The organism is Flavobacterium sp. N502540, from assembly GCF_025947365.1.
In the GTDB taxonomy this organism is placed as follows: Bacteria; Bacteroidota; Bacteroidia; order Flavobacteriales; family Flavobacteriaceae; genus Flavobacterium.
Genome location: NZ_CP110012.1, coordinates 1,201,552 through 1,226,723, shown reverse-complemented (window position 1 = coordinate 1,226,723; position 25,172 = coordinate 1,201,552). Strand labels below are relative to the sequence as shown.

At 36.0% G+C, this 25,172-nt stretch carries 21 protein-coding genes; 8 read left to right on the top strand and 13 right to left on the bottom strand.

Going from position 1 to position 25,172, the window contains the following annotated elements; translation table 11 throughout:
- Positions 1 to 28 precede the first annotated feature (28 nt).
- Both rsmI and OLM58_RS05565 read right to left on the bottom strand, forming a co-directional pair.
- Positions 29 to 748 (bottom strand): 16S rRNA (cytidine(1402)-2'-O)-methyltransferase, encoded by a 720-nt coding sequence (rsmI, locus tag OLM58_RS05570; RefSeq protein ID WP_202702342.1) that lies wholly within the window; start codon positions 746 to 748, stop codon positions 29 to 31.
- A 126-nt stretch (positions 749 to 874) separates the two neighbouring features.
- Complete coding sequence (locus OLM58_RS05565) at positions 875 to 2,008, bottom strand: hypothetical protein (protein WP_264531513.1); 1,134 nt, start codon at positions 2,006 to 2,008, stop codon at positions 875 to 877.
- 236 nt (positions 2,009 to 2,244) lie between these two features.
- On the opposite strand from OLM58_RS05565, the gene OLM58_RS05560 reads away from it, so the two are divergent.
- Positions 2,245 to 2,835 carry a thymidine kinase gene (locus tag OLM58_RS05560; protein WP_017496250.1) on the top strand — a complete coding sequence of 197 codons (591 nt, stop codon included), beginning with the start codon at positions 2,245 to 2,247 and terminating at the stop codon, positions 2,833 to 2,835.
- A 31-nt stretch (positions 2,836 to 2,866) separates the two neighbouring features.
- Positions 2,867 to 3,295 (top strand): hypothetical protein, encoded by a 429-nt coding sequence (locus tag OLM58_RS05555; protein WP_264531512.1) that lies wholly within the window; start codon positions 2,867 to 2,869, stop codon positions 3,293 to 3,295.
- A 149-nt stretch (positions 3,296 to 3,444) separates the two neighbouring features.
- Here OLM58_RS05555 and rpoN read toward each other — a convergent pair whose 3' ends face one another.
- The 3 genes from rpoN to OLM58_RS05540 form a co-directional block, all read right to left on the bottom strand.
- Positions 3,445 to 4,905 (bottom strand): RNA polymerase factor sigma-54, encoded by a 1,461-nt coding sequence (rpoN, locus tag OLM58_RS05550; protein WP_017496248.1) that lies wholly within the window; start codon positions 4,903 to 4,905, stop codon positions 3,445 to 3,447.
- A gap of 140 nt (positions 4,906 to 5,045) precedes the next feature.
- Positions 5,046 to 6,494, bottom strand: a complete 1,449-nt coding sequence (gene asnS, locus OLM58_RS05545; RefSeq protein WP_264531511.1) for an asparagine--tRNA ligase — start codon at positions 6,492 to 6,494, stop codon at positions 5,046 to 5,048.
- Between the two features lie 325 nt (positions 6,495 to 6,819).
- Positions 6,820 to 9,186 (bottom strand): efflux RND transporter permease subunit, encoded by a 2,367-nt coding sequence (locus tag OLM58_RS05540; protein WP_264531510.1) that lies wholly within the window; start codon positions 9,184 to 9,186, stop codon positions 6,820 to 6,822.
- A 178-nt stretch (positions 9,187 to 9,364) separates the two neighbouring features.
- Here OLM58_RS05540 and OLM58_RS05535 point away from each other — a divergent pair, with 178 nt between their 5' ends.
- The 4 genes from OLM58_RS05535 to OLM58_RS05520 all read left to right on the top strand — a co-directional run bounded on the left by OLM58_RS05535 (position 9,365) and on the right by OLM58_RS05520 (position 13,925).
- Complete coding sequence (locus tag OLM58_RS05535; RefSeq protein ID WP_017496243.1) at positions 9,365 to 9,694, top strand: DMT family transporter; 330 nt, start codon at positions 9,365 to 9,367, stop codon at positions 9,692 to 9,694.
- Between the two features lie 256 nt (positions 9,695 to 9,950).
- Entirely contained in the window at positions 9,951 to 10,712 is a 762-nt protein-coding gene (locus tag OLM58_RS05530) for a histidine kinase (protein WP_264531509.1), read from the top strand.
- A complete protein-coding gene (locus OLM58_RS05525; RefSeq protein WP_264531508.1) occupies positions 10,675 to 11,394 on the top strand; it encodes a LytR/AlgR family response regulator transcription factor in 720 nt (239 codons plus the stop codon). The genes OLM58_RS05530 and OLM58_RS05525 overlap by 38 nt, the downstream gene beginning before the upstream one ends.
- A gap of 260 nt (positions 11,395 to 11,654) precedes the next feature.
- Complete coding sequence (locus tag OLM58_RS05520) at positions 11,655 to 13,925, top strand: cation:proton antiporter (protein ID WP_264531507.1); 2,271 nt, start codon at positions 11,655 to 11,657, stop codon at positions 13,923 to 13,925.
- Positions 13,926 to 14,224: 299 nt separating this feature from the next.
- On the opposite strand, the gene OLM58_RS05515 is transcribed toward OLM58_RS05520, so the two are convergent.
- The 3 genes from OLM58_RS05515 to pyrH all read right to left on the bottom strand — a co-directional run bounded on the left by OLM58_RS05515 (position 14,225) and on the right by pyrH (position 18,349).
- The gene (locus OLM58_RS05515) at positions 14,225 to 16,720 is read right to left on the bottom strand and encodes a DUF5686 and carboxypeptidase regulatory-like domain-containing protein (protein WP_264531506.1); all 2,496 of its coding nucleotides are present in this window, start codon (positions 16,718 to 16,720) and stop codon (positions 14,225 to 14,227) included.
- 118 nt (positions 16,721 to 16,838) lie between these two features.
- Positions 16,839 to 17,402 (bottom strand): ribosome recycling factor, encoded by a 564-nt coding sequence (frr, locus tag OLM58_RS05510; protein WP_249966454.1) that lies wholly within the window; start codon positions 17,400 to 17,402, stop codon positions 16,839 to 16,841.
- Between the two features lie 239 nt (positions 17,403 to 17,641).
- Entirely contained in the window at positions 17,642 to 18,349 is a 708-nt protein-coding gene (pyrH, locus tag OLM58_RS05505) for a UMP kinase (RefSeq protein WP_017496236.1), read from the bottom strand.
- A 187-nt stretch (positions 18,350 to 18,536) separates the two neighbouring features.
- Between pyrH and OLM58_RS05500 the strand changes: the two genes are divergently transcribed.
- Both OLM58_RS05500 and OLM58_RS05495 read left to right on the top strand, forming a co-directional pair.
- Entirely contained in the window at positions 18,537 to 19,151 is a 615-nt protein-coding gene (locus OLM58_RS05500) for a thioredoxin family protein (protein ID WP_264531505.1), read from the top strand.
- A gap of 1 nt (position 19,152) precedes the next feature.
- Positions 19,153 to 19,893, top strand: a complete 741-nt coding sequence (locus OLM58_RS05495) for a phytanoyl-CoA dioxygenase family protein (RefSeq protein WP_264531504.1) — start codon at positions 19,153 to 19,155, stop codon at positions 19,891 to 19,893.
- 983 nt (positions 19,894 to 20,876) lie between these two features.
- Here OLM58_RS05495 and OLM58_RS05490 read toward each other — a convergent pair.
- The 5 genes from OLM58_RS05490 to OLM58_RS05470 all read right to left on the bottom strand — a co-directional run bounded on the left by OLM58_RS05490 (position 20,877) and on the right by OLM58_RS05470 (position 25,067).
- The gene (locus tag OLM58_RS05490) at positions 20,877 to 22,175 is read right to left on the bottom strand and encodes a DUF2268 domain-containing protein (RefSeq protein WP_264531503.1); all 1,299 of its coding nucleotides are present in this window, start codon (positions 22,173 to 22,175) and stop codon (positions 20,877 to 20,879) included.
- A gap of 86 nt (positions 22,176 to 22,261) precedes the next feature.
- Positions 22,262 to 22,957: a tRNA pseudouridine(55) synthase TruB gene (truB, locus tag OLM58_RS05485; protein WP_264531502.1), complete on the bottom strand. Its 696-nt coding sequence runs from the start codon at positions 22,955 to 22,957 to the stop codon at positions 22,262 to 22,264.
- Positions 22,957 to 23,754 (bottom strand): undecaprenyl-diphosphate phosphatase, encoded by a 798-nt coding sequence (locus OLM58_RS05480; protein ID WP_264531501.1) that lies wholly within the window; start codon positions 23,752 to 23,754, stop codon positions 22,957 to 22,959. Before OLM58_RS05480 ends, truB begins: the two co-directional genes overlap by 1 nt.
- 104 nt (positions 23,755 to 23,858) lie before the next feature.
- Positions 23,859 to 24,110 (bottom strand): DUF3098 domain-containing protein, encoded by a 252-nt coding sequence (locus tag OLM58_RS05475; protein WP_202703220.1) that lies wholly within the window; start codon positions 24,108 to 24,110, stop codon positions 23,859 to 23,861.
- 81 nt (positions 24,111 to 24,191) lie between these two features.
- Positions 24,192 to 25,067 carry a cell division protein FtsX gene (locus OLM58_RS05470; RefSeq protein WP_017496229.1) on the bottom strand — a complete coding sequence of 292 codons (876 nt, stop codon included), beginning with the start codon at positions 25,065 to 25,067 and terminating at the stop codon, positions 24,192 to 24,194.
- Positions 25,068 to 25,172 lie beyond the last annotated feature (105 nt).

Sequence of the window (25,172 nt, the reverse complement as noted above, 5' to 3'; positions counted from 1 at the left end):
CAGTTCGAGCGGAGTCGAGAACGGGTTTTTATTCTTCTTCGTTTTTCGAATATTTACTTTTCTTCGTTTCTTTTTCTACTGTTTTTCCGGCAACGACTACGACAATTTCGCCGCGTGGTGCTGTTTTTTCAAAATGTGCTAAAACTTCCTTAGCCGTTCCACGTACATTTTCCTCGTGCAGTTTCGATAATTCTCTGGAGACGCAAACTTGTCTGTCTTCTCCGAAATATTGAATGAATTCGGCTAAAGTTTTAACCAATTTATGTGGCGAAACATATAAAATCATGGTTCGGGTCTCCTCGGCTAAAGTCAGAAAACGAGTTTGACGTCCTTTTTTGTCAGGTAAAAAACCTTCGAAGACAAATTTGTCATTGGGTAATCCGCTATTGACTAAGGCCGGAACAAAAGCTGTAGCTCCGGGAAGGCACTCCACTTCAATTTTATTCTCGACACAGGCACGCGTGAGTAAAAAACCGGGATCTGAAATAGCAGGAGTTCCTGCGTCTGAAATCAGGGCGATATTTTCCCCCGCCTTCAGACGTGCAATTAAATTTTCGGTTGTTTTATGCTCGTTGTGCATGTGATGACTGTGCATGTGCGTGCCAATCTCAAAATGCTTCAACAGTTTGCCGCTGGTTCTGGTGTCTTCCGCCAAAATCAAATCGACTTCTTTCAGAATCCGGATGGCACGAAAAGTCATGTCTTCAAGATTGCCAATTGGCGTGGGAACGATATATAGTTTAGACATAATTTTTCTGAATTCTAAATGGATTTATTGGACACGAATTTCACTAATTGACACAAATTTTAAGTGTCTTTAGGAATTTTACAAACAAAAGGTTCGTGCTAATTCGTGTAATTTGTGTTTTAGTTTTTATGAAAATTTCTTTTCTACAATTCCTAAGAAACGTTCTGCATAATCATCTTTTCCATCCCAGTTGTTGTAATCCGGTTTTACCATATCCTCAATAAATTCTTTTGCTTCACCGTAAGTGTCAAAAGTCAGCAACTGATTTAAAACACGGCTGTAATCTTCTGAACTGTTTCCAAAAAGATTTTTAGTGAAGGCAATTCGGTCGTTTAGATCAATGTGAAAACCTTTTGCCAGTTTTTCATTTAGAGTAGCAGCTTTTGGTTCAGCAGGAGTTTCTAATACAGTTGTTTCAACTGCTTTTTGCTCTTTGAACTCATTGATTGACGGTGTTGGAGCAGGAGAAACAGCTTCAAAACTGTCTACTTTTACAAAATGCGCATCGGCATAGTTTACACCTAATATTTCTTCAAAAGAAATGTGAACAGGTTCCGGTTTTGATGGGTTTTCTGCTTTTGGTTCCTCTTTTTTCGGTTTCTTTTCTTCTTGTACCTCTTCCGATTTATCCAATTCAAAAGCTGGAATAAAATCAGGAATAGGTTTGAAATCACTAACAGTTGTAAACGAAAGTTCTGCTATAGTTTCCGGTTCTTTTGCCGTTTCTGAAATTGGTTCTTCCATTTTTTCTACAATTGGCTCCTCTGCGATTTCGGCAACCGGTTCGGCAATGGTTTCTACAATTGGTTCAGCAGCTGTTTCTTCAGGAATTTCTGTTGCTATCTCTTCAAAAATCTCAGGTTCCGGATTTATATCTTCCAAGGGTTCACCAATTGCTTCTTCAGGAGTTTCAGGATCCGGATCTGTTTCTTCTGCAGACTCAGCAGTAATTTCTTCAGCAATTACCGGCTCTAAAGTTTCTTCAGTAGTTATTTCTGCTGTAATTATTGGAGTTTCAGTCTGAACTTCTGTTGGAATTATTTCTTCTTTTTCAAAGATAGCTTCAATTTCAGAATGGATTTCGCTGTGGCCAATTGTTGGCTTCAGAGTGTCGAAATTTTCATCTACAAATTTTAAAACCGCTAGTTTTTCATATAATTTCTGCGTTTCAAGATACAATTGATTGATATCGGATTTATTTTTAAGCTTTAAAATTCGATGAGCAATGCTGATTAAATCGGCTTCCAATTTTTTTTTCATAACTGTTGAAATTATAGTGAATAGGGTATTTTAGTATATTTTGTATTTGAATGTCTTTATTCGTCGCCGAAATCTGAGAGATATTTTTTTATTTCTGTTAATACGCGTTTGCGAATCTTCGATTTGATAAAAATTTTCTACTTTTGAAAAAGTGTAAAAACGCAATTTTTCACGTCGATTTATTACCAGTACAAAGTAATAAAAACTATTCATTTTTAAAGGTAGAAAAATACAAAATGTTTCTCGAAAATACAGTAAATCACAAAGAACAATTTGGTTGGATTGAAGTTATTTGTGGATCAATGTTTTCGGGTAAAACCGAGGAATTAATCCGCAGATTAAAGCGCGCCCAATTTGCCAAACAAAGAGTCGAAATCTTTAAACCCGCTATTGATACCCGCTATCATGACGAAATGGTGGTGTCTCACGATGCCAATGAAATTCGTTCTACTCCGGTTCCGGCGGCGGCCAATATCTCTATTTTAGCACAAGGTTGTGATGTTATCGGTATTGATGAAGCACAATTTTTTGATGATGAGATAGTGACAGTATGTAATGATCTGGCCAATCAGGGAATTCGTGTGATAGTTGCAGGACTTGATATGGATTTTAAAGGAAATCCTTTTGGACCCATGCCGGGACTTATGGCAACCGCCGAATATGTCACTAAAGTTCATGCGGTTTGCACCCGAACAGGAAATCTTGCCAACTACAGTTTTCGTAAAACCGATAATGATAAGTTAGTGATGCTTGGCGAAACGGAAGAGTATGAGCCACTAAGCCGTGCAGCCTATTTTAATGCCATGAAAAAGATTCAGGATAAATAAATTTTTCTTTTCTTAACAAACAAACGAACAGATGCAACAACCAACTAAAAAAAAGAATTCAACCATTTTAATAGTGTGTGCAATTGCGGCATTATTACTGGCTTTGATTGCATATTGTTCTTTTAAAGAGCCTGTAACAGATAAGGAAATGATTGAGTTGGTTGAAAAATACAACGAAAATTGCCCTTTAACCATTCAGGAAGGAATTCGTCTGGATAATGTTACACTGCCTAAAGATAAAGTGGTTCAGTACAATCTGACTTTGTTAAATGTTGAAAAAGAAACTGCCGAAATTGAAGTAATTAAGCAAAATATAGAAGAAAGTCTCCTAAGTACGGTTAAAGCAAATCCGGGGCTTAAAGCTTTTCGGGATAATGATTTTACTCTGATCTATAATTATGATGACAAAAAAGAAAATTATCTGTTTCAGATTACGATAACGCCTAGTCAGTACAAATAATTTAACGACTTTAACAAGTAAGCCCGACAGGTTTTTGAAACCTGTCGGGTTTGTTGTTTTTGAGGTATAAAAAAACCTAACAGTGTTTTAAAAGCTGTTAGGTTTATTGTTTATAGGATGAATCTTTTGTATTGTAGAAGAGTAGAAACTTAAATTTTCTTCCTCATTCTTGCTACCGGAATGTCTAATTGTTCTCGGTATTTTGCAATAGTTCTTCGGGCAATTGGGTATCCTTTTTCTTTCAGGATTTCTGCCAGTTGATCGTCCGGTAAAGGTTTCTTTTTATCTTCCTCTTCAATGGTATTTTGAAGAATTTTTTTAATTTCTAAAGTAGAGACATCTTCTCCCTGATCATTTTTCATGGCTTCAGAGAAAAACTCTTTGATCAGTTTTGTGCCGTATGGCGTTTCAACATACTTACTGTTGGCTACACGTGAGATTGTCGAAATGTCAAGACCAACCATATCCGCAATGTCTTTTAAGATCATTGGTTTTAGTTTGGTTTCGTCACCATCCAGAAAGTATTCTTCCTGATAATGCATGATAGCGTTCATGGTAACAAAAAGAGTTTCCTGACGCTGTCTGATAGCATCGATAAACCATTTGGCCGAATCCAGTTTCTGTTTGATAAACTGAACAGCATCTTTTTGTGCCGATGATTTATCACGAGAATCTTTATACGTCTGCATCATTTCCTGATAATCTTTAGAAACGTGCAGGGAAGGAGCATTTCGTCCGTTTAAGGTAAGTTCCAGTTCTCCGTCAACTATTCTAATGGCAAAATCGGGAACAACGTTCTCTGTTACTTTATTGTTTCCGGTGTAAGAACCTCCCGGCTTTGGATTCAGTCTTTCGATTTCGTGAATGGCTTTTTTAAGCTGTTCGTTCGAAACACCGTATTTCTGTAAAAGTTTGTCGTAATGTTTCTTGGTAAAAGCATCAAACTGATTCTCGATAATATCAATCGCTAAATCAATATATTCGGTTGGAGTTTTGTGTTTTAATTGCAGTAGCAGGCATTCTTGTAAATCACGTGCTCCGACTCCCGAAGGTTCGAGCTCATGAATGACATGAAGCATTTTGTCGACCATTTTCTCATCGGTGTAAATTCCCTGAGTAAAAGCCATATCGTCTACAATATCCGGAACAGTTCTGCGGATGTAACCCATATCATCAATACTTCCAACAAGGAATTCAGCGATTTCGCGTTCTTCATCATTTAAAATAAAAGTATTCAACTGATTGATTAAATCCTGATGGAAACTAATTGGCGAGGCAAAAGGAGTTTCGCGCTCCTCGTCTTCGCTGTAATTGTTAACCTGAGTTTTGTAATCGGGTGTGTCGTCGTCGCTTAGATATTCGTCAATGTTAATGTCGTCTGCTTCGATTCTGTCTGATTCAGCATCATCGTAATCATCGTAGTCTTCATTGGCAAATTCATCGGCTTCGTATTCGTCTTCTTTACCGGCTTCGAGTGCCGGATTTTCGTTCATTTCTTCCAATAAACGTTGCTCAAAAGCTTGCGTAGGCAATTGAATTAACTTCATCAGCTGAATTTGCTGTGGAGATAATTTTTGGGATAATTTTAGATTTAAAAATTGCTTTAGCATTTGTTTTTGTTAAAAGTTTCAAGTTTCAGGTTTCAAGTTTCTCCTAAATGAGTACAACCTGAAGCCTGAAACTTGAAAACAAATTTTATGATATTAAAAAAACTTAGAACCTCAGTATCTCAGTACCTTAGAGCCTTTTTTTAAAACTCTGCATTCCCGGGAGTTCTCGGGAAAGGAATTACATCACGGATGTTTGTCATTCCGGTTACAAACAATACCAAACGTTCAAATCCAAGTCCGAAACCTGCGTGAGTTGCCGATCCAAATCTTCTGGTGTCTAAATACCATGATAATTCTTCTTCGTCAATTTCTAAGGCTTTCATTTTTTCAATCAAAACGTCGTAACGCTCTTCTCTTTCTGAACCACCAACGATTTCTCCAATTCCAGGGAAAAGAATATCCATGGCACGTACTGTTTCTTTTCCAGGTTCAGTGTTGTCGTTCAGACGCATGTAAAACGCTTTAATGTTTGCCGGATAATCAAATAAAATTACCGGACATTTAAAGTGTTTCTCCACTAAGTAACGCTCGTGTTCTGACTGTAAATCAGCTCCCCATTCGTTGATGATATATTGGAATTTTTTCTTTTTATTTGGAGTTGAATCTCTCAAAATGTCAATTGCTTCAGTATAAGAAACACGTTTGAAGTTGTTCTCTAAAACAAAGTTCAGTTTTTCTAACAAAGCCATTTCGCTTCTTTCTGCCTGAGGTTTTGATTTCTCTTCGTCTAAAAGTCTTCCTTCTAAAAATTTCAAATCATCCTGGCAGTGGTCTAAAGCATATTTAATTACATACTGAATAAAATCTTCAGCCAAATCCATGTTGTCATCCAGATTGTTGAAAGCAACTTCCGGCTCGATCATCCAAAATTCTGCCAGGTGACGAGAAGTATTTGAATTTTCGGCTCTAAAAGTTGGTCCAAACGTATAAATCTGACCTAAAGCCATTGCGTAGGTTTCACCTTCTAATTGTCCGGAAACCGTTAAGTTCGTTTCTTTTTCGAAAAAATCTTCTTTGTAGTTTACTTTTCCGTCTTCTGTTCTTGGGGTATTGTCAAAAGGTAAAGCTGTAACTTTAAACATTTCTCCTGCACCTTCAGCATCAGAACCGGTAATAATTGGAGTATTTACATAAACAAAACCTTTGTCCTGAAAATATTTATGAACAGCATAAGACAATACCGAGCGCACACGCATAATAGCACCAAACATATTGGTACGTACGCGTAAATGTGCATTTTCGCGCAAGAAGTCTAAGCTAGGTTTGTTTTTTGGCTGTATTGGGAATTTCTCCGCATCCGAATCTCCTAAGATTTCCAGCTTGTTTACCTGAATTTCGTATTTCTGCCCCGCACCTTTACTTTCGATCAAAGTACCGATTACAGAAATAGCAGCACCGGTAGTGATTCTTTTTAAAGTTTCATCAGGTGTATTTTCAAAATCAACAACACATTGTATATTATTAATGGTAGAACCGTCATTAAGCGCGATGAACTGATTATTTCTAAAAGCTCTCACCCATCCTTTTGCATTCACTTCCTGTAACGTCGTCGTACTGTTTAATAAGTCTCTAACTTTTGTGTGTTTCATTTTTATATATAATTGATATTAAGTAATATTCATTTTGAACAACTGCAAATATAATCGATAATAATTAATTTTTGAAGCTGTTTCCCGCTCTTCGCTGTATCTTTCTATTTTTGGCAGCAAAAACAGAAAGGATGCCGCTTCGATCGGGGCTAGTGCTCTCGGTTTCAGGAGAAGCAATTTTTTTGTTTTGCATTTTATCATTCCGAGGAACGAGGAATTGCACTAGTGATTCCGTAAAGAAATTTGTCAATCTTTGTCGAGTTTCGACTGCGATTCCTTGTTCCTCAGTTGTGTTTTAATCTGTGTTAATTCGTGCAATTCGTGTTTATCCTTGCAAATTCTCCAAATCCTCTTTCTTAGCTTTCTTTTTCTCAAAAGTCAATACCAAAGCAGGTAAAACCAATAGATTCGCAAACATTGCGAAGGCCAATGTACAGGAAATTAATCCTCCCAATGCGATGGTTCCACTGAAGCTGGAAAGCGTGAAAGTCGCAAATCCTAAGATCAAAACTACCGATGTATAAAAAGTACTGATTCCAGTTTCTCTTAAAGCACTAAAAACTGATTTTTTTACCTTTCCGTTATTCTGCAACAAATCATGATGGTACTTCGCCATAAACTGAATCGCATTATCAACTGAGATTCCGAAAGCGATACTAAATACCAGTATCGTTGAAGGTTTTAACGGAATTCCAAAATACCCCATGAGTCCTGAAGTAATACAAAGCGGTAAAATATTCGTAATTACCGATGCAAAAACCATTTTGAACGATCGGAACAAGTAAAGCATCAATACAGCAATTACTAGTATTGCAAAGATTAAAGATTCAATTAAATTATCAACCAGATAAGAGGTTCCTTTTTGAAACACTAATGCTTTTCCGGTTACAGTAACTTCATAACGGTCTTTCGGGAAAATTTCATCGATCTTGCTGTGAAGTTTTTTCTCCACTTTAGCCATTTCATCCGTACCAATATCTTTCATGAAAGTAGTGATTCGGGCATATTGTCCGGTTGAATCTACGTAAGCTTTCATCAGATTTTCTTTGCTGTTTTTGGTAGCATTTTTAGCATACGACAAAATAAAAGTCTGTTCCTGTGATGTTGGTAATTGATAATATTCCGGATTTCCGTTATAGAAAGCCTGTTTCGAATATTTCACCAGATTTACAATAGAAACCGGTTTCGCTAATTCAGGCATTTCTGTGATGGTGTTCTGCAATTCATCCATTTTGCGAATGGTAGAGGCTTTCATGACACCCTTTTTCTTTTTGGTATCAATCATAATCTCAAGGGGCATTACACCATTGAATTCTTTTTCGTAGAAGATGATATCCTTAAAGAAAGAGGCGCTTTTTGGCATTTCACCAATTAAACTTCCCGAAACTTTCATTTGTGTAACTCCAATAACACTGAAGGCTAATAATAAACCATAAATGATATAGATTACTTTTCGTTTATTTTTTACCACATTTTCAACAAAATCCAATAAGGTTGAAATGTATGTTTTGGTGAGATGGTACAAATGTTTTTCGCCCGGAACCGACATAAAACTGTAGATGATCGGTACAATTAAAAGCGTCAGGAGGTATACAGAAATGACATTGATAGAGGTAACCAAACCAAATTCAAAAAGCAAATCGTTTCCGGTAATCATAAACGTTGCAAAACCTATTGCTGTCGTTAAATTTGTCATTAGAGTCGAAACTCCAATTTTCGAAATGATACGCTGTAAAGCCTTTGCCTGATTATTATGAAGTTTGATTTCCTGTTGGTATTTATTGATCAGGAAAATACAGTTCGTAATTCCGATTACAATAATTAATGGCGGAATGATCGCAGTTAGAATTGTAATTTTATAATGAAATAATCCTAAAGTTCCGAAAGACCAGATTACTCCAACAATCAAAATACAGATGGAGATAAAGGTAGCTCTGTACGAACGGAAGAAGAAAAAGAAAATCAAAGAAACTGTTAATAATGCCGCGCCAATAAAAAGCCCGATTTCACCTTTCATATTGTCAGCATTGATCGTTCTGATGTAAGGCATTCCCGAAACACGCAAATCGATTCCTGTGGTTCTCTCGAACTTATCAATTTTTGGAACCAGATTTTCCAGAATAAATGTTTTTCTTTCAGCAGTGTTTACAAGTGCTTTGTTGATGTAAATTGCTGAACGGATACTGCCGCTTTCTTTGTTGTAAAGCAATCCTTCGTAAAAAGGTAAATTATGAAACAAGTCATATTGTATCTTTTTTAAATATTCCGGATCTGTTGCTTTGCTTTGATCGATGAACGGAGCGAGAACAAATTTTTCGTTAACGGTATCTTTTTCCAGTTTCTTTAAATCGTTTAAGGAAACTACTAGATCTACTTCTTTCGATTTTTTAAGACCCGTCATTAATTCATTCCAGGCAGCATAATTTTTTGGTGTGAAGAATTTTTTATCCTGAAAACCAATTACAACCAGGTTTCCTTCTTCGCCAAATTTATCCAGAAATTTTTGATAGTCTTTATTTGCAATATGATTTTTCGGAAGCAAGTTTGCTTCGGTATAAGTCATGGAAAGGTTTTTCCATTGGTAACCAAGGAAAATTGTCAGGGCAGCGACCCCAACGAGTATAGAAATTCTATTTTTAAGTATGATTCGGGCTAATTTTTCCCAAAATCCAACTTGTACGGCGTTTTTCATAAAATTTGTAAAATGGATGCAAATGTAGTGAAAAGTGCTCGAAATCATAAATATTCGGCCTGGTTTTTACGGTTTGTTAACACAATTGGACTGCTCCCGTAATCTAAAAATGGGATATTTTGTAGCATTCTACGCTAGGTTTTCTCATATTTGTATCTCATTTAAAAAGGCGTAGAAAATGAATTGGATTTTATTAGTAATCGCAGGACTTTTTGAAGTTGCATTTGCCTCTTGTCTGGGCAAAGCCAAAGAAACAACAGGAATGGTTTCGACTTATTGGATGATTGGTTTCTTCGTTTGTCTTTCTATCAGCATGTTTTTGCTGTATAAGGCCACACAGGTACTGCCTATTGGAACAGCCTATGCCGTTTGGACAGGAATTGGAGCCGTTGGAACCGTCCTGGTTGGAATCTTAATTTTTAAAGAACCCGCTACTTTTTGGCGAATATTTTTTCTTTCTACTTTAATCGCTTCGATTATTGGGTTGAAATTTGTTTCCAGTCATTAATGAATGTTGGCACGCGGATTTTACAGATTAAACAGATTTACGCGGATTGATTTGATATTAATTTGTGACTCGAGCGACAGTGAACAGACGAAGTAAATTCGTGGCGAAAAAATAGCACACAGATTTTGCAAATTTATACGGATTGGTTTATTTCTTATGTGATTTAAAACCCAATCCAATCTTAAGAAATCTGTGACAACCAAATTTAATCCGTAAAACCCGTGGGCGAAAAAAACTTTTAAACTTTACATAAACAATGCAAGAAAACAATACAATCACTTTTATTTTTCTGGCGATTCTTTTATTGCTTATCATTATCATCTGTTTTTTGATGTATCAATTGATGCAGTTCAAAAAGGCAAAGGACGATGCTGAGAAAAGTTTCTATGCACTCGAAATGAAGGTTAATGACTTGCAGTTAGAGACTCTGGAGTCTAAACTGAACCCGCATTTGTTTAAAAATATTTTAAATTCGATACAATCTCATGCCTACCAAACGTATTTTGCTTTAGATAAACTGGCCAACGTATTGGACTATATTCTTTATGAGAGCAAAAAGAAATTTGTTACCGCCCGGGAGGAAATTGACTTTGCACTCAATTTAATCGAAATCAATAAAATTAAAATCAGTCCGCTTTTTGAATTGAAAATCAAAACCAATATCAATAAAGAAGACAAATTGTACGAACAGCCTTTATTAGCACCGTTAATTTCTATTGATTTAATTGAAAATGCGTTTAAACATGCCGATCTTCAGAGTGCCGATGCCTTTATCTCGGTAGTTTTTGAGTTCAGAGACAATGCTTTTTTTATGACGGTTTCGAATAAGATATCAAATAAAAAAGTCTTAAAAAAAGAACGAAGCGGTTTTGGTCACGCTACTTTAGAACACCGATTAAGAATTATTTATAAAAACAACTTCAAACTCGAAAGGTTTGTTGAAAATGACGTTTATATTGCTCATCTAAAAATAGATCTACTTGAATACAAAACTGAAATGCTTGCTGCTGGACGATGAGCTGCCGGGCTTAACGTATCTGAAAATGCTTTGTGAACAGATTCCTGAATTGGAAATTGTAAAAACATTTAACAATCCCGAAAAACTCCTTGCCGAAATACCGAATCTCGATTTTGATTTGTTGATCTCAGATATCGAAATGCCAGGGATCGATGGTTTACATCTGGCAGACATGCTGGACAATAAGCTGGTTATCTTTTGCACTGCTTACAAGGAGTATGCTGCCGAAGCTTTTAATATTGACGCGGTAGATTACATTACCAAACCGGTAAAACTCGAACGTTTGCAAAAAGCGATTTCGAAAGCCCTCGAGCGTTTTGATAAGCCTGATGCAGCAAAGAAGTTCATTCAGTTAAATACAGATAAAGGCAAAACATTGCTTTACTTCAATCAGATTCTATACATCAAAACGGCAGTTAGTGACAGTCGTGATAAAACCGTACTTCTTACTGACGGCAGTTTTCTGAACTTAAAAAATGTGAAATTCGATACCCTTTTACAGGAACTTCCCGAAGCCGATTTTTGCCGTGTCAACAAAAAAGAAATTGTGGCAGTAAAGGCGATAAAGTTTTTTAATCACAATGAAATCGTTTTGCATCATCAGGAAAAAGACAGTAAAAACAGTGCCTTGATTCTAAGTGAAACCTATCGTGCCGATTTTCTGAAAAGAGTCAAACTATAAGATGATCAGCTAAGGACGAAGTCCGAAGCCCTATCCAGCTGAGCGAAGTCATGTCAGGCTGAGCGAAGTCGAAGCCCCCCTCCCTTTTTAGTTAGAAAAGCTTTCGACTTCGCTCAGAATCACAATCGTTTTAGCTGTCGTTATTAACTTATTACAAAGTTTTTCGGACTTGTTACATGGATTGAAAATTAGCTGTAAATTTACTTTTGCACTACAGTTGGAGTGTTGATATTTGCAGCAATAAATCTAAAAAACGAGTTATGAATAATCTTAAAAACTCCTTGTTTTACATTACGGTTATTGGCGGTTTTACGGGCCTGATCTATTGGGTAATTTCAAAAGGGGTTTCACTTGAGGCCGGACGCGGAGTCGTTCATAAAAAAATAGAAAGCAACCACTGGAATGATTTTCTTCACTCGATGATAGAAAACCTACAGCATCCTTTGGCTATTTTATTAGCACAGATCGTGACTATTATTTTAGTAGCCCGTTTGTTTGGGTGGTTTTTTAGAAAAATAGGACAGCCTTCCGTAATTGGAGAAATGATTGCCGGAATTGTTTTAGGACCTTCTTTGGTCGGAATGTATTTTCCTGAATTTTCTGCCGCTTTATTTCCAAAAGAATCTTTAGGGAATCTGCAATTTTTAAGTCAAATCGGTTTGATTCTTTTCATGTTTGTGATTGGAATGGAATTGGATTTGAAGGTTTTGAAAAACAAAGCACATGATGCTGTAGTTATAAGTCACGCAAGTATTGTAATCCCTTTTGCCCTGGGTCTTTCATTAGCTTATTTTATCTACCATACTTTTGCTCCGGTTGGGGTGGAGTTTGCCTCTTTCGGACTGTTTATGGGAATTGCGATGAGTATTACGGCATTTCCGGTTCTTGCACGTATTGTGCAGGAGCGCGGAATGCAAAAAACAAAACTCGGAACTATCGCAATTACGTGTGCCGCTGCCGATGATATTACGGCATGGTGTATTTTGGCAGTAGTAATTGCTATTGTAAAAGCAGGTTCGTTTACAAGTGCTTTGTATGTAATTGGTCTGGCATTATTGTATGTAATTGTCATGCTGAAAATAGTTCGTCCGTTTTTAAAACGTGTAGGGGATTTAAATTCAACACGTGAGAGCTTGAATAAACCTGTGGTTGCCATCTTTTTTCTAACATTGTTGTTCTCTGCATATGCTGCTGAACTTATCGGAATTCACGCTTTGTTTGGCGCTTTTTTAGCCGGAGCAATTATGCCTGAAAACAATACCTTCAGAAATATTTTTATTGAGAAAGTAGAAGATGTCGCGATCATCGTTTTACTGCCATTGTTCTTTGTGTTTACCGGTTTACGTACACAGATTGGTTTGTTGAACGATCCGTATTTATGGAAGGTAACTGCCGTAATTATTGGGGTAGCCGTAGCAGGAAAGTTCTTCGGAAGTGCCTTTGCGGCGAAATTTGTCGGACAAAGCTGGAAAGACAGTTTAGCGATCGGAGCATTAATGAACACCCGTGGTTTGATGGAGCTTGTAGTTCTAAACATTGGGTACGACTTAGGGGTTCTGTCGACAGAAATTTTTACCATGATGGTTATTATGGCTTTGGTAACTACGTTTATGACTGGTCCGGCACTGGATTTAATAGATTTTATATTTAAAGATAAGGTAACCGCCATTCCGCAGGAAATAGGAAATAAAAGCAAGTATAAAATCCTGCTTTCTTTTGCAACACCTGAAAAAGGAAAAAAACTGCTTAAACTGGCCAACAGTCTGGTTAAAAAACAAGCCGATAATTCGATTGTAACAGCCATGCATTTGTCATTAAGTACCGAAATACATTCGTTTGATATAAAAGACCATGAGCGCAAAATGTTGTTGCCGGTCGTCGAAGAATCAGAACGTCTGAATCAGAATATGGTTAGCGTTTTTAAAGTAACAAATGATATTGATACTGATATTATTGATACAGCGAATCAGGGAGAATATGATTTATTATTAGTTGGATTAGGACAGTCTATTTTTGAAGGAACCTTGTTGGGGAAAATTCTTGGATTTACGACCAGAATCGTAAACCCGGACCGCTTAATCGATAAGTTTACCGGAAAAGAAGGGTTGTTTGAAAATTCTCCTTTTGACGAGAGAACACGTCATATTATTGCGAAAAGCAAGATGCCGGTAGGAATCTTTATCGATAAAAACCTGGAAGAAATCAATCAGGTTTTCATGCCGGTTTTTAGTAAGGAAGATGCTTTCTTAATTGATTATGCCAAAAAATTAATCAACAACAACGGGTCTCAGATTACCGTTCTGGATGCCAGCGGGGAAGTAAAAAGTACCAGAGATATTCAGGAAACGATTCGTTCTATCGAACAGATCGCGCCGAATCACATTATGATCATGCACGACCGAACGATTAAAAAAGAATTCTTAGAGGCTCAAAATTTAATGATTATCAGTTTAGAAAGCTGGAAGAAATTAATAGAATCTCAGAGTACCTGGTTGAACAATACACCTTCGGTTTTGATTTTAAAACCATAGAGAAATTAAATTCTAAATCTCAAATCCCAAATTCCAATTTTGCTGGAGTTTGGGATTTTTTGTTTTCTTATTTCTTTGTGGTTTCTCTTTCTGTTGAAACGAAACTAAGCCTCCAATTGAATTCGAGAGATTGCAATTTAGATTGTAGTTTGACATGCGGATGACACAGATTCGCTTTGCGAAAACGCTGATTTGCACGGATTTTTGTTTCCTTATTTCTTTGAGGTTTCTCTTTCTGTTGAAACGAAACTAAACCTTCAATTGGAATTTGGGATTTTTAAAAAAAGGTACCTTTAGACTTAAAGACCTAAATCCAGCACATAAGAAATTTTAACGGCAATGTTATCCTCAAATTTCATTAACTGGTTCGGGCCATATCGATAAAAGCCGCCTAAACCAATGCCTTTGTAAATTTTGTTTAGTTCGATTCCGGATTCAAAAAAGCCCTTGTCTAAAGTTTTATAGATTGGACCTACATGCTGTTGCGGATTTTCCATATTTCCCCATGCCATTCTCGTTACCAGTACCAAAGAAGGACGCACTTTTTTGAGGATTCTGATTCGGTCAAAACCATGTTTAAGTTGAAAGAAGACATACTGACTGGAGAAAAACTCATTAAAAAACATCGTTTCAAAACTGTTTCGTCCGGCAAAGGTAATACGCTGGATAATGGTTTCCTTTGTTAAGTTGTTGGGCATGGTATTGTAAAGGTGGGTTATGGGAACATCGCCCGTAGCATAACCTCCCTGCAGAAGCAAACTCGTTTTTTGACCGTTTAGGTATTTCTTCTCGTATTCAGCTTTGAAATCTATTTTTCCAAAAGTAAAATCGTTTTCCATCACATTAGGTAATGATTGTGTGTACTGAAAAGTAAACCTTGGAAATCTTTTATCGGTTTCAGTTCTTCCGGTTGGAGTTTGCATAAAACCACTAAAAGGAGCCCATACGATTGAAACCATTGCCATGGTCATAATATAATCCGAATACAGCTTTCCATTGTAATTAAACAGATAATCAAATTTAGGCTCGACATAAGTTCTCGAAAATTCCAGTACGGCTTCCGTTTTAGGAATAATTTTGGTCTGTATATTGGCTTTCCAGCCCACATATTGATAAAAAGTACTAATGTTGATCGGACGCGGATCGTAAATTTTGAAAACACGTTTGTCAACGGCAAAAACGGTACTCGCAATTTCCCGAACATCATCGGTATAATATCCGTTTACCCAGGTATTGGTGTTTTTGTCCAATAAAAATCCTGCTCCCAGACTGTATTTGTGCTGACCGTCTTTTGTACCGTAAGCCGAGTATCCCTCGATTCTGAAGTTTTTAGAAAAACGGTCATTGGTAATACCGCCAAGCCCCAGTCTGAAACCTTCGTAATTGTTGAAACTGATAATCTTTTTTAAATCCAGATCAACAGGTCCAATCGGGAAATAGCCATTGATGATTTTTCGTCCAAGTCCCAAACGATTTTCGATTCTTTTCTTTATCGAAAGACTGTCAATTAACTGATAGGTCCTCTGACTTTTTAAGTCCAGATCTTCTTTTCTGTATTCTTCCCAGAAGGCTTCCGGTTTTTTGTTGGCATCATCTTTAATTTCAATGTAAAGTGCCGGATCTTTTATAGGGGCAGTAGTGTTATAGTGAATGTCAAAATTGTTACTCTCAGATAGCAGATAAGTAAAATCGGAAGCCGATTTTTTCCGGGGGTCAAAATTCTCCTCAACATCTCCGTCAAACTGAATTGTTCCTCCTAAAATCTTAATATCATCATCGTTTTTCCCTTTTACAATTTTAAAAGTAGTGTTGCTTTGGAACCATATTTTTTCACTAGGCACGTATTCAAATTCATGAATCCCGCTAATGTCCAGAACCCCTTTGATACGCATTACCGCTTTAGCTATGGCAAAATTCTCCTGATCGATATACAAAACCCCTTCTAAACCGGATGACTTTCTTCTTTGTTTGTTTTTGAAGTAAATCATGTACGTTTCACGCCCTTTTATAGTTACCGTGTCCAGAATTTTGTAGTTGTAACTTTGAGGAGCGCTACTCGAAATCGGATTTTCGTATTTCGTTTCAAACAGTTCGTATTTCGGATCGTAAATCGAAATCGATTGGAGATTAAAAGCAATAACCTCATAAATCGGTTGTTTAAACCCGGACATTTTGGTTCCCAGTATCGTTTCTTTCAGTTTGTTGTTGCCAAACTGGTATTGTGAAACTTTCTCGGTTTGAAACAAGTGCTGCTTGCTAATTATTTCTTTGAATTTATAATCCGAAGAATCAATGTTAATGCGCTTTTTGTCGAAATTTTTGTACGTGGCGGTAGAGTCAATTCTGCCGTCAATAGAATCAGGATTCGCTGTTACAATAAGTTTATTATAGCTTTTGTATTCGAAACTGTTTAGTTTTTTTTGTGGATTGTTTTTGTTTTTATTCGCAATGACCTTCTTAATTATCGTAAGGGCCGGATTTTCGTTTGAAACCACGACCTCCTTTAAATCGTCGGTTTTTTGAAAAAGAAAAACGGGGTAAAAAGTTTTGTGGTCGATAATTACAATTGTCTTTGTTTGAAAACCAATGTATGAAACGGTAAAAGTCTCCGGTTTTGAAAGTGCTTTCAGAATAAACTTCCCGTCAACATCCGTAATTGTGTTATTACTGTCGGAAGTTGTAATGGTAGCAAAAGGAAGCGGTTTGTTATTAGAGTCCGTTACAATTCCGTTTATTTGAAATTGTGCCTGAATGGTAAGCGTGAAAAACAAAGTCAACAAACAGAATAGCTTCATAGAGAATGTTATAGTTTCAAAAACGGACAACTTGTACTTTTGGTATGCAAAAATAACAATAAAAAAATCCGTTCAGTATAATTTAACTAAACGGATTTTTATTTTGTGTTGAATAGGATTACACCTTCATGATTTCGGCTTCTTTGGCAGCCAGTAACTCATCGATTTTTTTGATGTAAGTATTGGTTAGATTCTGAACCTGCTCCTCAGCTGATTTGCAAATGTCTTCAGAAGTTCCTTCTTTTTCTAATTTTTTGATATCCGTATTGGCATCTTTACGTACGTTACGAACACCAATTTTAGCATCTTCTGCTTCAGCTTTTGCTTGTTTAGCCAGTTCTTTACGACGTTCCTCTGTTAAAGGCGGAACACTAATGATAATAACGTCTCCGTTGTTCATCGGATTGAAACCAATATTGGCAACCATGATCGCTTTTTCAATTACAGTCAACATGTTTTTTTCAAAAGGTTGTAATGTAATTGTTCTGGCATCAGGAACACTGATTTTTGACACTTGAGAAAGTGGTGTTGCAGCTCCGTAGTAATCTACAAAAACACTTCCCAACATTGCCGGAGAAGCTTTTCCTGCACGAATGTTAAGAAATTCTTTCTCTAAGTGCGCAATCGAACCGTTCATAGATTCCTCCGTACTGTCTAATATAAATTCTATTTCTTCCGTCATTTTTTTAGATTTTTAGATTTTAGAGGATTGGGTTTTCATGTTTTAAAAAAAATACTCCTCTAATTTACTAACTAATATATTTCTTTTTTTTGATTTTAAGATGGCTGGATTTTTAGATTATTGGAAATTCTCCAAAAAAACGGCATTCAAAACTTTAATCAATCTGTGTTTTTTGACAAATTAGAACTATTACAACTTCTAAAAATCGAATAATCCAACGATCGAACAATCTAAGTAGTCTAAATGTTAACTACCGTCCCGACGTTTTCACCTTCACAGATTTTCAAAAGATTACCAATTTTGTTCATATCAAAAACAACGATTGGCAATTTGTTCTCCTGGCTTAAAGTAAAAGCTGTAGTATCCATAACGTTTAGTCCTTTTTTAAGAACATCATCAAACGAAATAAAATCAAATTTCACAGCCGAGGCATTTTTTTCCGGATCAGAATCATAAACACCATCTACACGAGTTCCTTTTAAGATCACATCTGCATTGATTTCAATTCCTCTTAAAACGGCCGCTGTATCAGTTGTAAAATAAGGATTTCCGGTTCCGGCACCAAAAATTACAATTCTTCCTTTCTCAAGATGACGGTCTGCTCTTCTTTTAATGTAAGGTTCTGCAATAGATTCCATTTTCAAAGCAGTCTGCAAACGCGTTTTCATTCCTTTGTCTTCAAGTGCCCCCTGCAAAGCCATTCCGTTAATTACGGTAGCAAGCATTCCCATATAATCGCCTTGTACTCTATCCATACCGGCACTTGCACCTGCAACGCCTCTAAAAATATTTCCTCCTCCAATTACAATAGCAATTTCTACTCCTTTACTGTGAATTTGCTTAATCTCTTCAGCATATTCGGCTAATCTTTTAGGGTCAATACCGTATTGTAAATCACCCATTAAGGCTTCGCCGCTAAGTTTTAGAAGAATTCTTTTATATTTCATTTCTGTGTTGCGTTAATTTGTGCAAATATAGACATATTCTGATTTTTAGAAATAATGTTTTAAAAAAAATAATAGTTCTTTTCGTTTTGAATTTATAACGTTTTTTCGGATTTCTTCGAATGTGACAAAAGTCATTCTTTAAGTCCTCTTAAAAGTTGTAATTTTATACAACTCAAAAAAACTAAATATGAAAAGTAGTATAGCCAAAGCATTATTCAATAGTCATTCGTATATCGAATATCGAAAAATAGTTACCGATTTATTACTGGAAGGGAAATCAACAGGCAATGAGCAATCCGAAAGCTTAACCAATTACAGTAGGCTGAATGAAGCCAGAATGAACCGATTAGAGAAAACCATGAAAGTTTCGGATGAGGTAGTTTCTGAATTAGAAAATTTAAAGCACAATTATATCTGGTTGGTGATTTCTGAAGGCTGGTGTGGTGATGCGGCACAAATACTTCCTATTATTAATAAGATGGCTCTGGCTTCACATAAAAAGATAGATCTCCGAATCGTTTTTCGTGATGAAAATGACGCATTAATGAATCAATACCTGACAAATGGCGGGAGGGCCATTCCAAAAGTGATTGTGATTTGTAAAGAAACCGGAATAGCCCGAGGGGACTGGGGACCAAGACCCAAAGGTGCTGCTGAATTAATGGCAAACTATAAAAAAGAGTTTGGCGTAATTGATGAAAAAATCAAAACTGATTTGCAATTGTGGTATTTGGCCGACAAAGGGTTGAGTACTCAAAACGAACTTATGGATATCATGCGTGTGCTGGAAATTAGAGAGTAATATGAATAATTTTGAGCAAAACGGATATGTGTTTCTGGAGAGTTTTTTTTCTGAAAATGAACTGGCAGCTATTGAAAAAGTACTCCTTAAATTCCACGAAATCTGGTTGCGTGATAATGAAACAAGTTATGAAAAAGGAGCTTTAAACAGTCACAGTCTGACCAAGGGAGATTGTTTAAAGGAGGAAGAAAAAACACGTCTTTTTGAATTTATGACTCAAGTCAAATTTGAAGAAATACGAAGTGTTATCTTTCCTAAACCGCCTGTTTTTTTGAATACCCAGCTTTTTTTTGATCCAAAAGATGAAGCCCAGAAGAATTATTGGCATCGCGACATACAATATACAGGAATGTCCGTTGAAGATCAAAAGAAGGCCATCAAAACTCAAAATGTAGTTCATTTCAGGATTCCCCTGAAAAGGGAACGAGGAATTGAATTGATTCCAAAAACACATCGCGAATGGGATCTACCGGAAGAGTTTGAGGTTAGAAATTCTTTGAACGGCCGTCTCCAAAGTGACGATTTAGAACGCGGAGAAATTGTAAGATTGAATCGTGGAGATTTACTGATTTTTTCTGCCAATATGATTCATCGTGGTATTTATGGAAAGGATAGATTCTCTCTGGATATCATTTTTTGCGATAATATTCCTGTAATGAAAACTTTTATTGATAAAGATAATTTGCCATCAGCAAAAATCTTGGAGAAGCTTACAAACAAACAGCTTTTTGATATTCAGTAAGTCGATAATGGTGATTAAGAGTGTTGAAATAGATTCCTTAAGTTTTTAAGAAATAAATCGTTGAATAGCCTTATTTTTCGGGTATTCCGCTGTAAATAAGAATTTTAGTAATAAAAAAGATGCTAAAATATTTTGTGTTGCTTCAATTTTTTGTAACTTGCAGGAGTCATCCCACTTCTATTATTCATTTTCTTATTTACTCTTTTTATTGGTGTTTATTTAATGTTTAACAACTAAAAATTACACTATCATGAAAAAGTTATTCGAAAGATTTTACGATTTTGTTTCGGGCTTGTTGTTTGGAGGAAAGAGTATATCTCATTACTAACTTCAAAAAAACAGAGCTTATGAAATAGAACTACTTTGTAAGAAGTCGGCACATTGCTATGGGGATTCCTGAAGTAATGTGCTTTTTGTTTTTGAATTCAGCAGATTTGGACTTTGAGATCAAAACAAAATAATCAAGACTCTTTTTTGTATATGTTGAATTTATTGATCAATATGTAAATCTGTGCTGTAAAAAATAATGAAAAATAGCATCTGACAAGAGATTTAGAATATAGCTTAGAATCTTCACCATGTAAGGTTATTTAAGCAGGTTGCTCTGAAAGAGCTCCAGCCATAGCATAGTGCTTTGCACTATGAATGAAGATAATGATTATTTGTGCCCTGTAAGGGCAAAAGACTACAGACAAAGAAAAAAAGTACTCATCCAGTCTTTTGTGTTATGTTTTCTGGTAAAATTTATTGATCTACAGGTTTCTTTGTTTGCTTTTGCCCTTTCAGGGCGTTACTTGTTGTTAAATCTGTTTTATAGTGCGTTGCACCATACTGATGCTTTTAGGCTTTCAGCCTTTTTTATAAAATAGGTTTGAAATTCTTTGTTCTTTTAGGGCGTTACTTATTTTTAAATTTGTTTTATAGTGTGTTGCACCATACTGATGCTTTTGGGCTTTCAGTATTTTCTAAAATGGTTTAAAATTTTACTCCGCAGTTTTAAAATCGATTAAAAAAGGTTTTAGTCTTACTCCGTTTTGTTTTCTGAAATTATCCGAAATTAAAATTTGATAATGTTGGCCGGGTTTTAAATCCATCTTAATAGTCCAGGATTTCATATCGGCAGACCAGATTCTGTTCGTGTTCACTTTTGGGAAAAAGCGCTCTCCAAGCGGACCAAAATCAATACCTGTACTGCGCCCGTTTAGCGGTTCCGAAAAAGTAATCGTGATTTCGGTTTCTCCCGATTTTACTTTTTGACTTCCATTTTTAAATGCAGAGATAGAGACAACGCTAGGTCTTTGTTTTTCGTAATTCTGACGTAATTTTTTTAGACTTTGCGGAAACAATTTGGTACCATCTACTATGCGTGCCACTTCTTTTTCATTGTGGTAATCTAGTTCAATTAAGGTCTTTATTGCTTTTGCTTTGTCTTTGGATGCATTGTAGTAACGTTCGCAGATTTCATAACCTACATAATATCCCAGATCTCTAACTTTTAAAAGGTTTCTGTTTTCTCCCCAGATCCAGTTGTAATTGTTGCTTTTGATGTACAAATCTGCGATGAACTGATCAATTACTTTTTGCTGATTGCTTTTCCCGAATTCAATTGCAGGAGAGCTTGATTTTTTATGGGTTACTTTACAGGAAACAAATTCGGCAACACCTTCGTAAAGGCACATCAAAAGCAAATCTTCGACCAGTTCTTTTTGCTGAGTATGCACATATTCGTGCGTGCAGAGCAGGGCAATGTTTTTTCTTGGCTCGTATTCTTTATAAAAGGGTTGTCTCCAGACTGGAAGTTCATCTATAACGGTAGTTTCATCTGCCAGACTCAGTTCGCTTCCAATTAAAATCCGATCTTCCTGAATGGTTCCGTTTGTTCGAAACGCACCAATAGAAAAATAAATAGTGGATGGTTTTAAATCGGGATAAGCTTGTTTTAGTTTACTGATGTCGGCATCAATTTCCGGATAAAGTCCGGCAGAATTTAAAGTGTTTGGTTTTAATGAATTCCAGAATTTAGGATATTTATTTATGGCATTGATGTAGTCTTTTGCAGTATAATTTCGAACCTCGAGTAAGCTTTTTAAGCCCGGAGTAGCTTTATCCAGGTAGAGTTCTTTTAAAAAAGAGTATTGTTTGATGCTGTCTTTTTCGGCGACAATTTTATCGTAAGCCTTCCAGAAGTTATCAATATCAGTGGAAACCATTTTTTGATTCACGGTTTGGCCGTTTGATGAGATTGTGAAGACAAACAATAGTAGTAAAAAGTGGTTTTTCATGTTTTGGTTTTTAATCTTGTGACTAAAGTACAAAAAAAGAAAAAGACACGACCTTACTTAAAGGGGCTTGAAAAAAAAGTTATGCTTTATTCCTGCTGAAGACTTTCTTCAAAAAGTGTAATGTCAATAGCATTTTTCACATCGTAATCGCCAATTTTAGTTCGGCGTAAAACCGTTAAATGGGATCCGGAATTCATAGCTTTTCCAAAATCAAAAGCCAGAGAGCGAATATAAGTCCCTTTACTGCAAACCACTCTGAAATCTACTTCAGGTAAAGCGATTCGGGTAATTTCGAATTCATGAATGGTCGTTTTTCTGCTGGCAATTTCTACCGTTTCTCCTGCACGGGCATGCTCGTACAAACGAATACCGTCTTTTTTTATCGCAGAGAAAATAGGTGGTTTTTGGTCAATTTCACCTAAAAATTGTTTCACCGTTTCATGAATCAGTGTTTCGTCAATATGATCGGTTGGAAAAGTCTGATCGATTTCGGTTTCTAAATCGTAAGATGGAGTAGTAGCTCCAATATAAAAAGTTCCGGTATATTCTTTTGCCTGACCCTGTAGTTCAGAAATTCTCTTGGTAAACTTTCCTGTACAGATTAGCAATAGGCCAGTTGCCAAAGGATCTAAAGTTCCGGCATGACCAATTTTGAACTTTTTAGGAAGTCCGACTTTATTGATTAAAAGGTATTTTAATTTGTTGACAGCTTGAAACGAACTCCATTTTAAAGGTTTGTCAATCAGTAAAACCTGTCCGTTTAAATATTCTTCAGGAGTCATTATATAATCGTAAGAGGATGAATGAAAAAGTGAATCAGCAACAGAATGATTCCTGCAATGATTCTATAGTAACCAAAAACCTTAAACCCGTTTTTAGTCAAAAATCCAATAAAGGATTTGATTGCCAGAAGCGCTACAATAAAAGCAACGACATTTCCAATTATCAGTATGTTAATCTGATCGTGAGACAGTTCGAATCCCGCTTTGTAATAATCATAACATTTTTTTACTGTCGCACCCAACATGGTTGGAACGGCCAAAAAGAAAGAGAATTCTGCTGCTGTGGTACGGGATAATTTTTGAGACATTCCGCCTACAATACTGGCCCCGCTTCTTGAAACTCCCGGAATCATAGCAATACACTGGAATAAACCAATTTTAAAAGCTTGTAAATAGGTGATTTCAGAAGAGCTTTCAGTTGTATTTGGATGGTTGAACCATTCGTCAACTTTTAGTAAAATTAAACCTCCTATCAAAAGAGAAATAGCAACTGTAACAGGATTTTCTAATAAGCCATCGATAAAATCACTTAGCAATAAACCTAATACGACAGCCGGAACAAAGGCAACTAAAAGTTTAAAATAAAAATCAAGTGTTTGAAAGAATCGTTTGAAATACAAAACCACTACCGAAAGTATCGCGCCAAGCTGAATGACAATGGTGAAAAGTTTAGTGAAATCTTCATGAGCAATTCCGAAAAAGGAAGAGGCAATAATCATGTGACCAGTTGAAGAAACAGGCAGAAATTCAGTGATACCTTCAATAATAGCAAGAACGATAGCTTGTAATGTATTCATTTAATAAGATTGTTAGATTTTAGACTCCTTAGACTTCTTAGATTTTATAAAAGATTATCTGAATAATCTAAAGAGCTAAGAAGTCTAAGGAGTCTAAATAAAGTCTATTTGGATTTTTTGAAAATAGAATAAATCGTGATTCCAAAACCGATTAAAACCGTGGTTGGAGCCAAACGAATACGTCTGAAATTAAACACATCTTCATTAAAAACATTTGGATCATTGCTTCCTCCGCCAGACATTAGGATAAAACCTAAGGCAATAACTCCAATTCCGATTAATAGAATTTTATAGTTAATTCCGTCAAAAAGGAATTCTTGTTTTGATGTCTGTTCTTCTTTATTGTTGTTTTTCATTTTATTTCTTTTGTGCCTTCGCGTGTAGCGAAAGGCTTTTTAAAAATCTGCAATCTAAAATCTATAATCTGCAATCTAAAATTAATAAAGATCGTCAGTTCTTAAATTTAGGAAACGTTGTGTGGCAAAGTGAGTACTTACCCAGGTAATCAAAACTCCTAATCCGAATACGGCTAACAATACCAGTCCAATTAAGGCTTTATCTTCTAAAATGCCCAAGCCCGGGAAATTAGTTTCGACATAGAACAAAAGTCCGATAAGGGCAATAATAGCCAGACCGGCACCTAACATTCCTAATTTTACACTGCGCATTACAAATGGCTTACGGATAAACGATTTTGTTGCACCAACCATTTGCATCGTTTTGATGATAAAACGATTCGAATGAATAGATAAACGTAACGAACTGTTGATTAGTAGAACAGCAATAACCGCAAGGAAACCGCTGATAATCAAAATCCACATACTTACTTTTTTGATATTGTCATTTACCAGATTAACCAATTGTTTATCATAAACAATATCTTCAATCATGGTATTTTGACGTAGTTTGCTTTCTATTTTCAGGATGCTGTCTCTTTCAACATAATCCGCTTTTAAGTGAATGTCGTACGAATTCAATAAAGGGTTTTCACCTAAGAAAGTCAGAAAATCTTCTCCGATAATGTCAGTGTGTTCTTTTGCCGCTTTTTCTTTTGTTACATAAACGAATGATCTGGCAAAAGGCGCTCTTTTTAGTTCAGTATTGAAAGCTTTTATCACGCTGTCATTAGCCTCGTTTTTAAAGAAAACCGTCATGGCAATTTTTTCTTTAAAATCATTAGCCAGTTTTTTAGAATTGATAATGAATAATCCCAGTACTCCTAGTAGGAATAAAACCAGAAATACACTTAATACAACCGAAAAATAAGAGGAAATTAACCTGCGCTTTTGAAATTTATCAAAGTTAGAACTCATAGTTTGCTTAAATTATGGGGTAAAAATAATAAAGAATTTCTTTATATGAAGTTAATAACGGCCAAAGTTTTAACTTTCGTACAATATAAGCAATTTTAGACTTGT

Coding starts and splice junctions, on each gene's coding strand:
- OLM58_RS05490 (WP_264531503.1), bottom strand. CDS start 22,175: ATGAAAAACCACTTTTTACTACTATTGTTTGTCTTCACAATCTCATCA.
- OLM58_RS05515 (WP_264531506.1), bottom strand. CDS start 16,720: ATGAAGCTATTCTGTTTGTTGACTTTGTTTTTCACGCTTACCATTCAG.
- OLM58_RS05530 (WP_264531509.1), top strand. CDS start 9,951: ATGCAAGAAAACAATACAATCACTTTTATTTTTCTGGCGATTCTTTTA.
- OLM58_RS05565 (WP_264531513.1), bottom strand. CDS start 2,008: ATGAAAAAAAAATTGGAAGCCGATTTAATCAGCATTGCTCATCGAATT.
- rsmI (WP_202702342.1), bottom strand. CDS start 748: ATGTCTAAACTATATATCGTTCCCACGCCAATTGGCAATCTTGAAGAC.
- OLM58_RS05495 (WP_264531504.1), top strand. CDS start 19,153: ATGAATAATTTTGAGCAAAACGGATATGTGTTTCTGGAGAGTTTTTTT.
- rpoN (WP_017496248.1), bottom strand. CDS start 4,905: ATGCTAAAGCAATTTTTAAATCTAAAATTATCCCAAAAATTATCTCCA.
- pyrH (WP_017496236.1), bottom strand. CDS start 18,349: ATGAAATATAAAAGAATTCTTCTAAAACTTAGCGGCGAAGCCTTAATG.
- OLM58_RS05520 (WP_264531507.1), top strand. CDS start 11,655: ATGAATAATCTTAAAAACTCCTTGTTTTACATTACGGTTATTGGCGGT.
- frr (WP_249966454.1), bottom strand. CDS start 17,402: ATGACGGAAGAAATAGAATTTATATTAGACAGTACGGAGGAATCTATG.
- OLM58_RS05480 (WP_264531501.1), bottom strand. CDS start 23,754: ATGAATACATTACAAGCTATCGTTCTTGCTATTATTGAAGGTATCACT.
- OLM58_RS05560 (WP_017496250.1), top strand. CDS start 2,245: ATGTTTCTCGAAAATACAGTAAATCACAAAGAACAATTTGGTTGGATT.
- truB (WP_264531502.1), bottom strand. CDS start 22,957: ATGACTCCTGAAGAATATTTAAACGGACAGGTTTTACTGATTGACAAA.
- OLM58_RS05500 (WP_264531505.1), top strand. CDS start 18,537: ATGAAAAGTAGTATAGCCAAAGCATTATTCAATAGTCATTCGTATATC.
- OLM58_RS05470 (WP_017496229.1), bottom strand. CDS start 25,067: ATGAGTTCTAACTTTGATAAATTTCAAAAGCGCAGGTTAATTTCCTCT.
- OLM58_RS05535 (WP_017496243.1), top strand. CDS start 9,365: ATGAATTGGATTTTATTAGTAATCGCAGGACTTTTTGAAGTTGCATTT.
- OLM58_RS05540 (WP_264531510.1), bottom strand. CDS start 9,186: ATGAAAAACGCCGTACAAGTTGGATTTTGGGAAAAATTAGCCCGAATC.
- OLM58_RS05555 (WP_264531512.1), top strand. CDS start 2,867: ATGCAACAACCAACTAAAAAAAAGAATTCAACCATTTTAATAGTGTGT.
- OLM58_RS05475 (WP_202703220.1), bottom strand. CDS start 24,110: ATGAAAAACAACAATAAAGAAGAACAGACATCAAAACAAGAATTCCTT.
- asnS (WP_264531511.1), bottom strand. CDS start 6,494: ATGAAACACACAAAAGTTAGAGACTTATTAAACAGTACGACGACGTTA.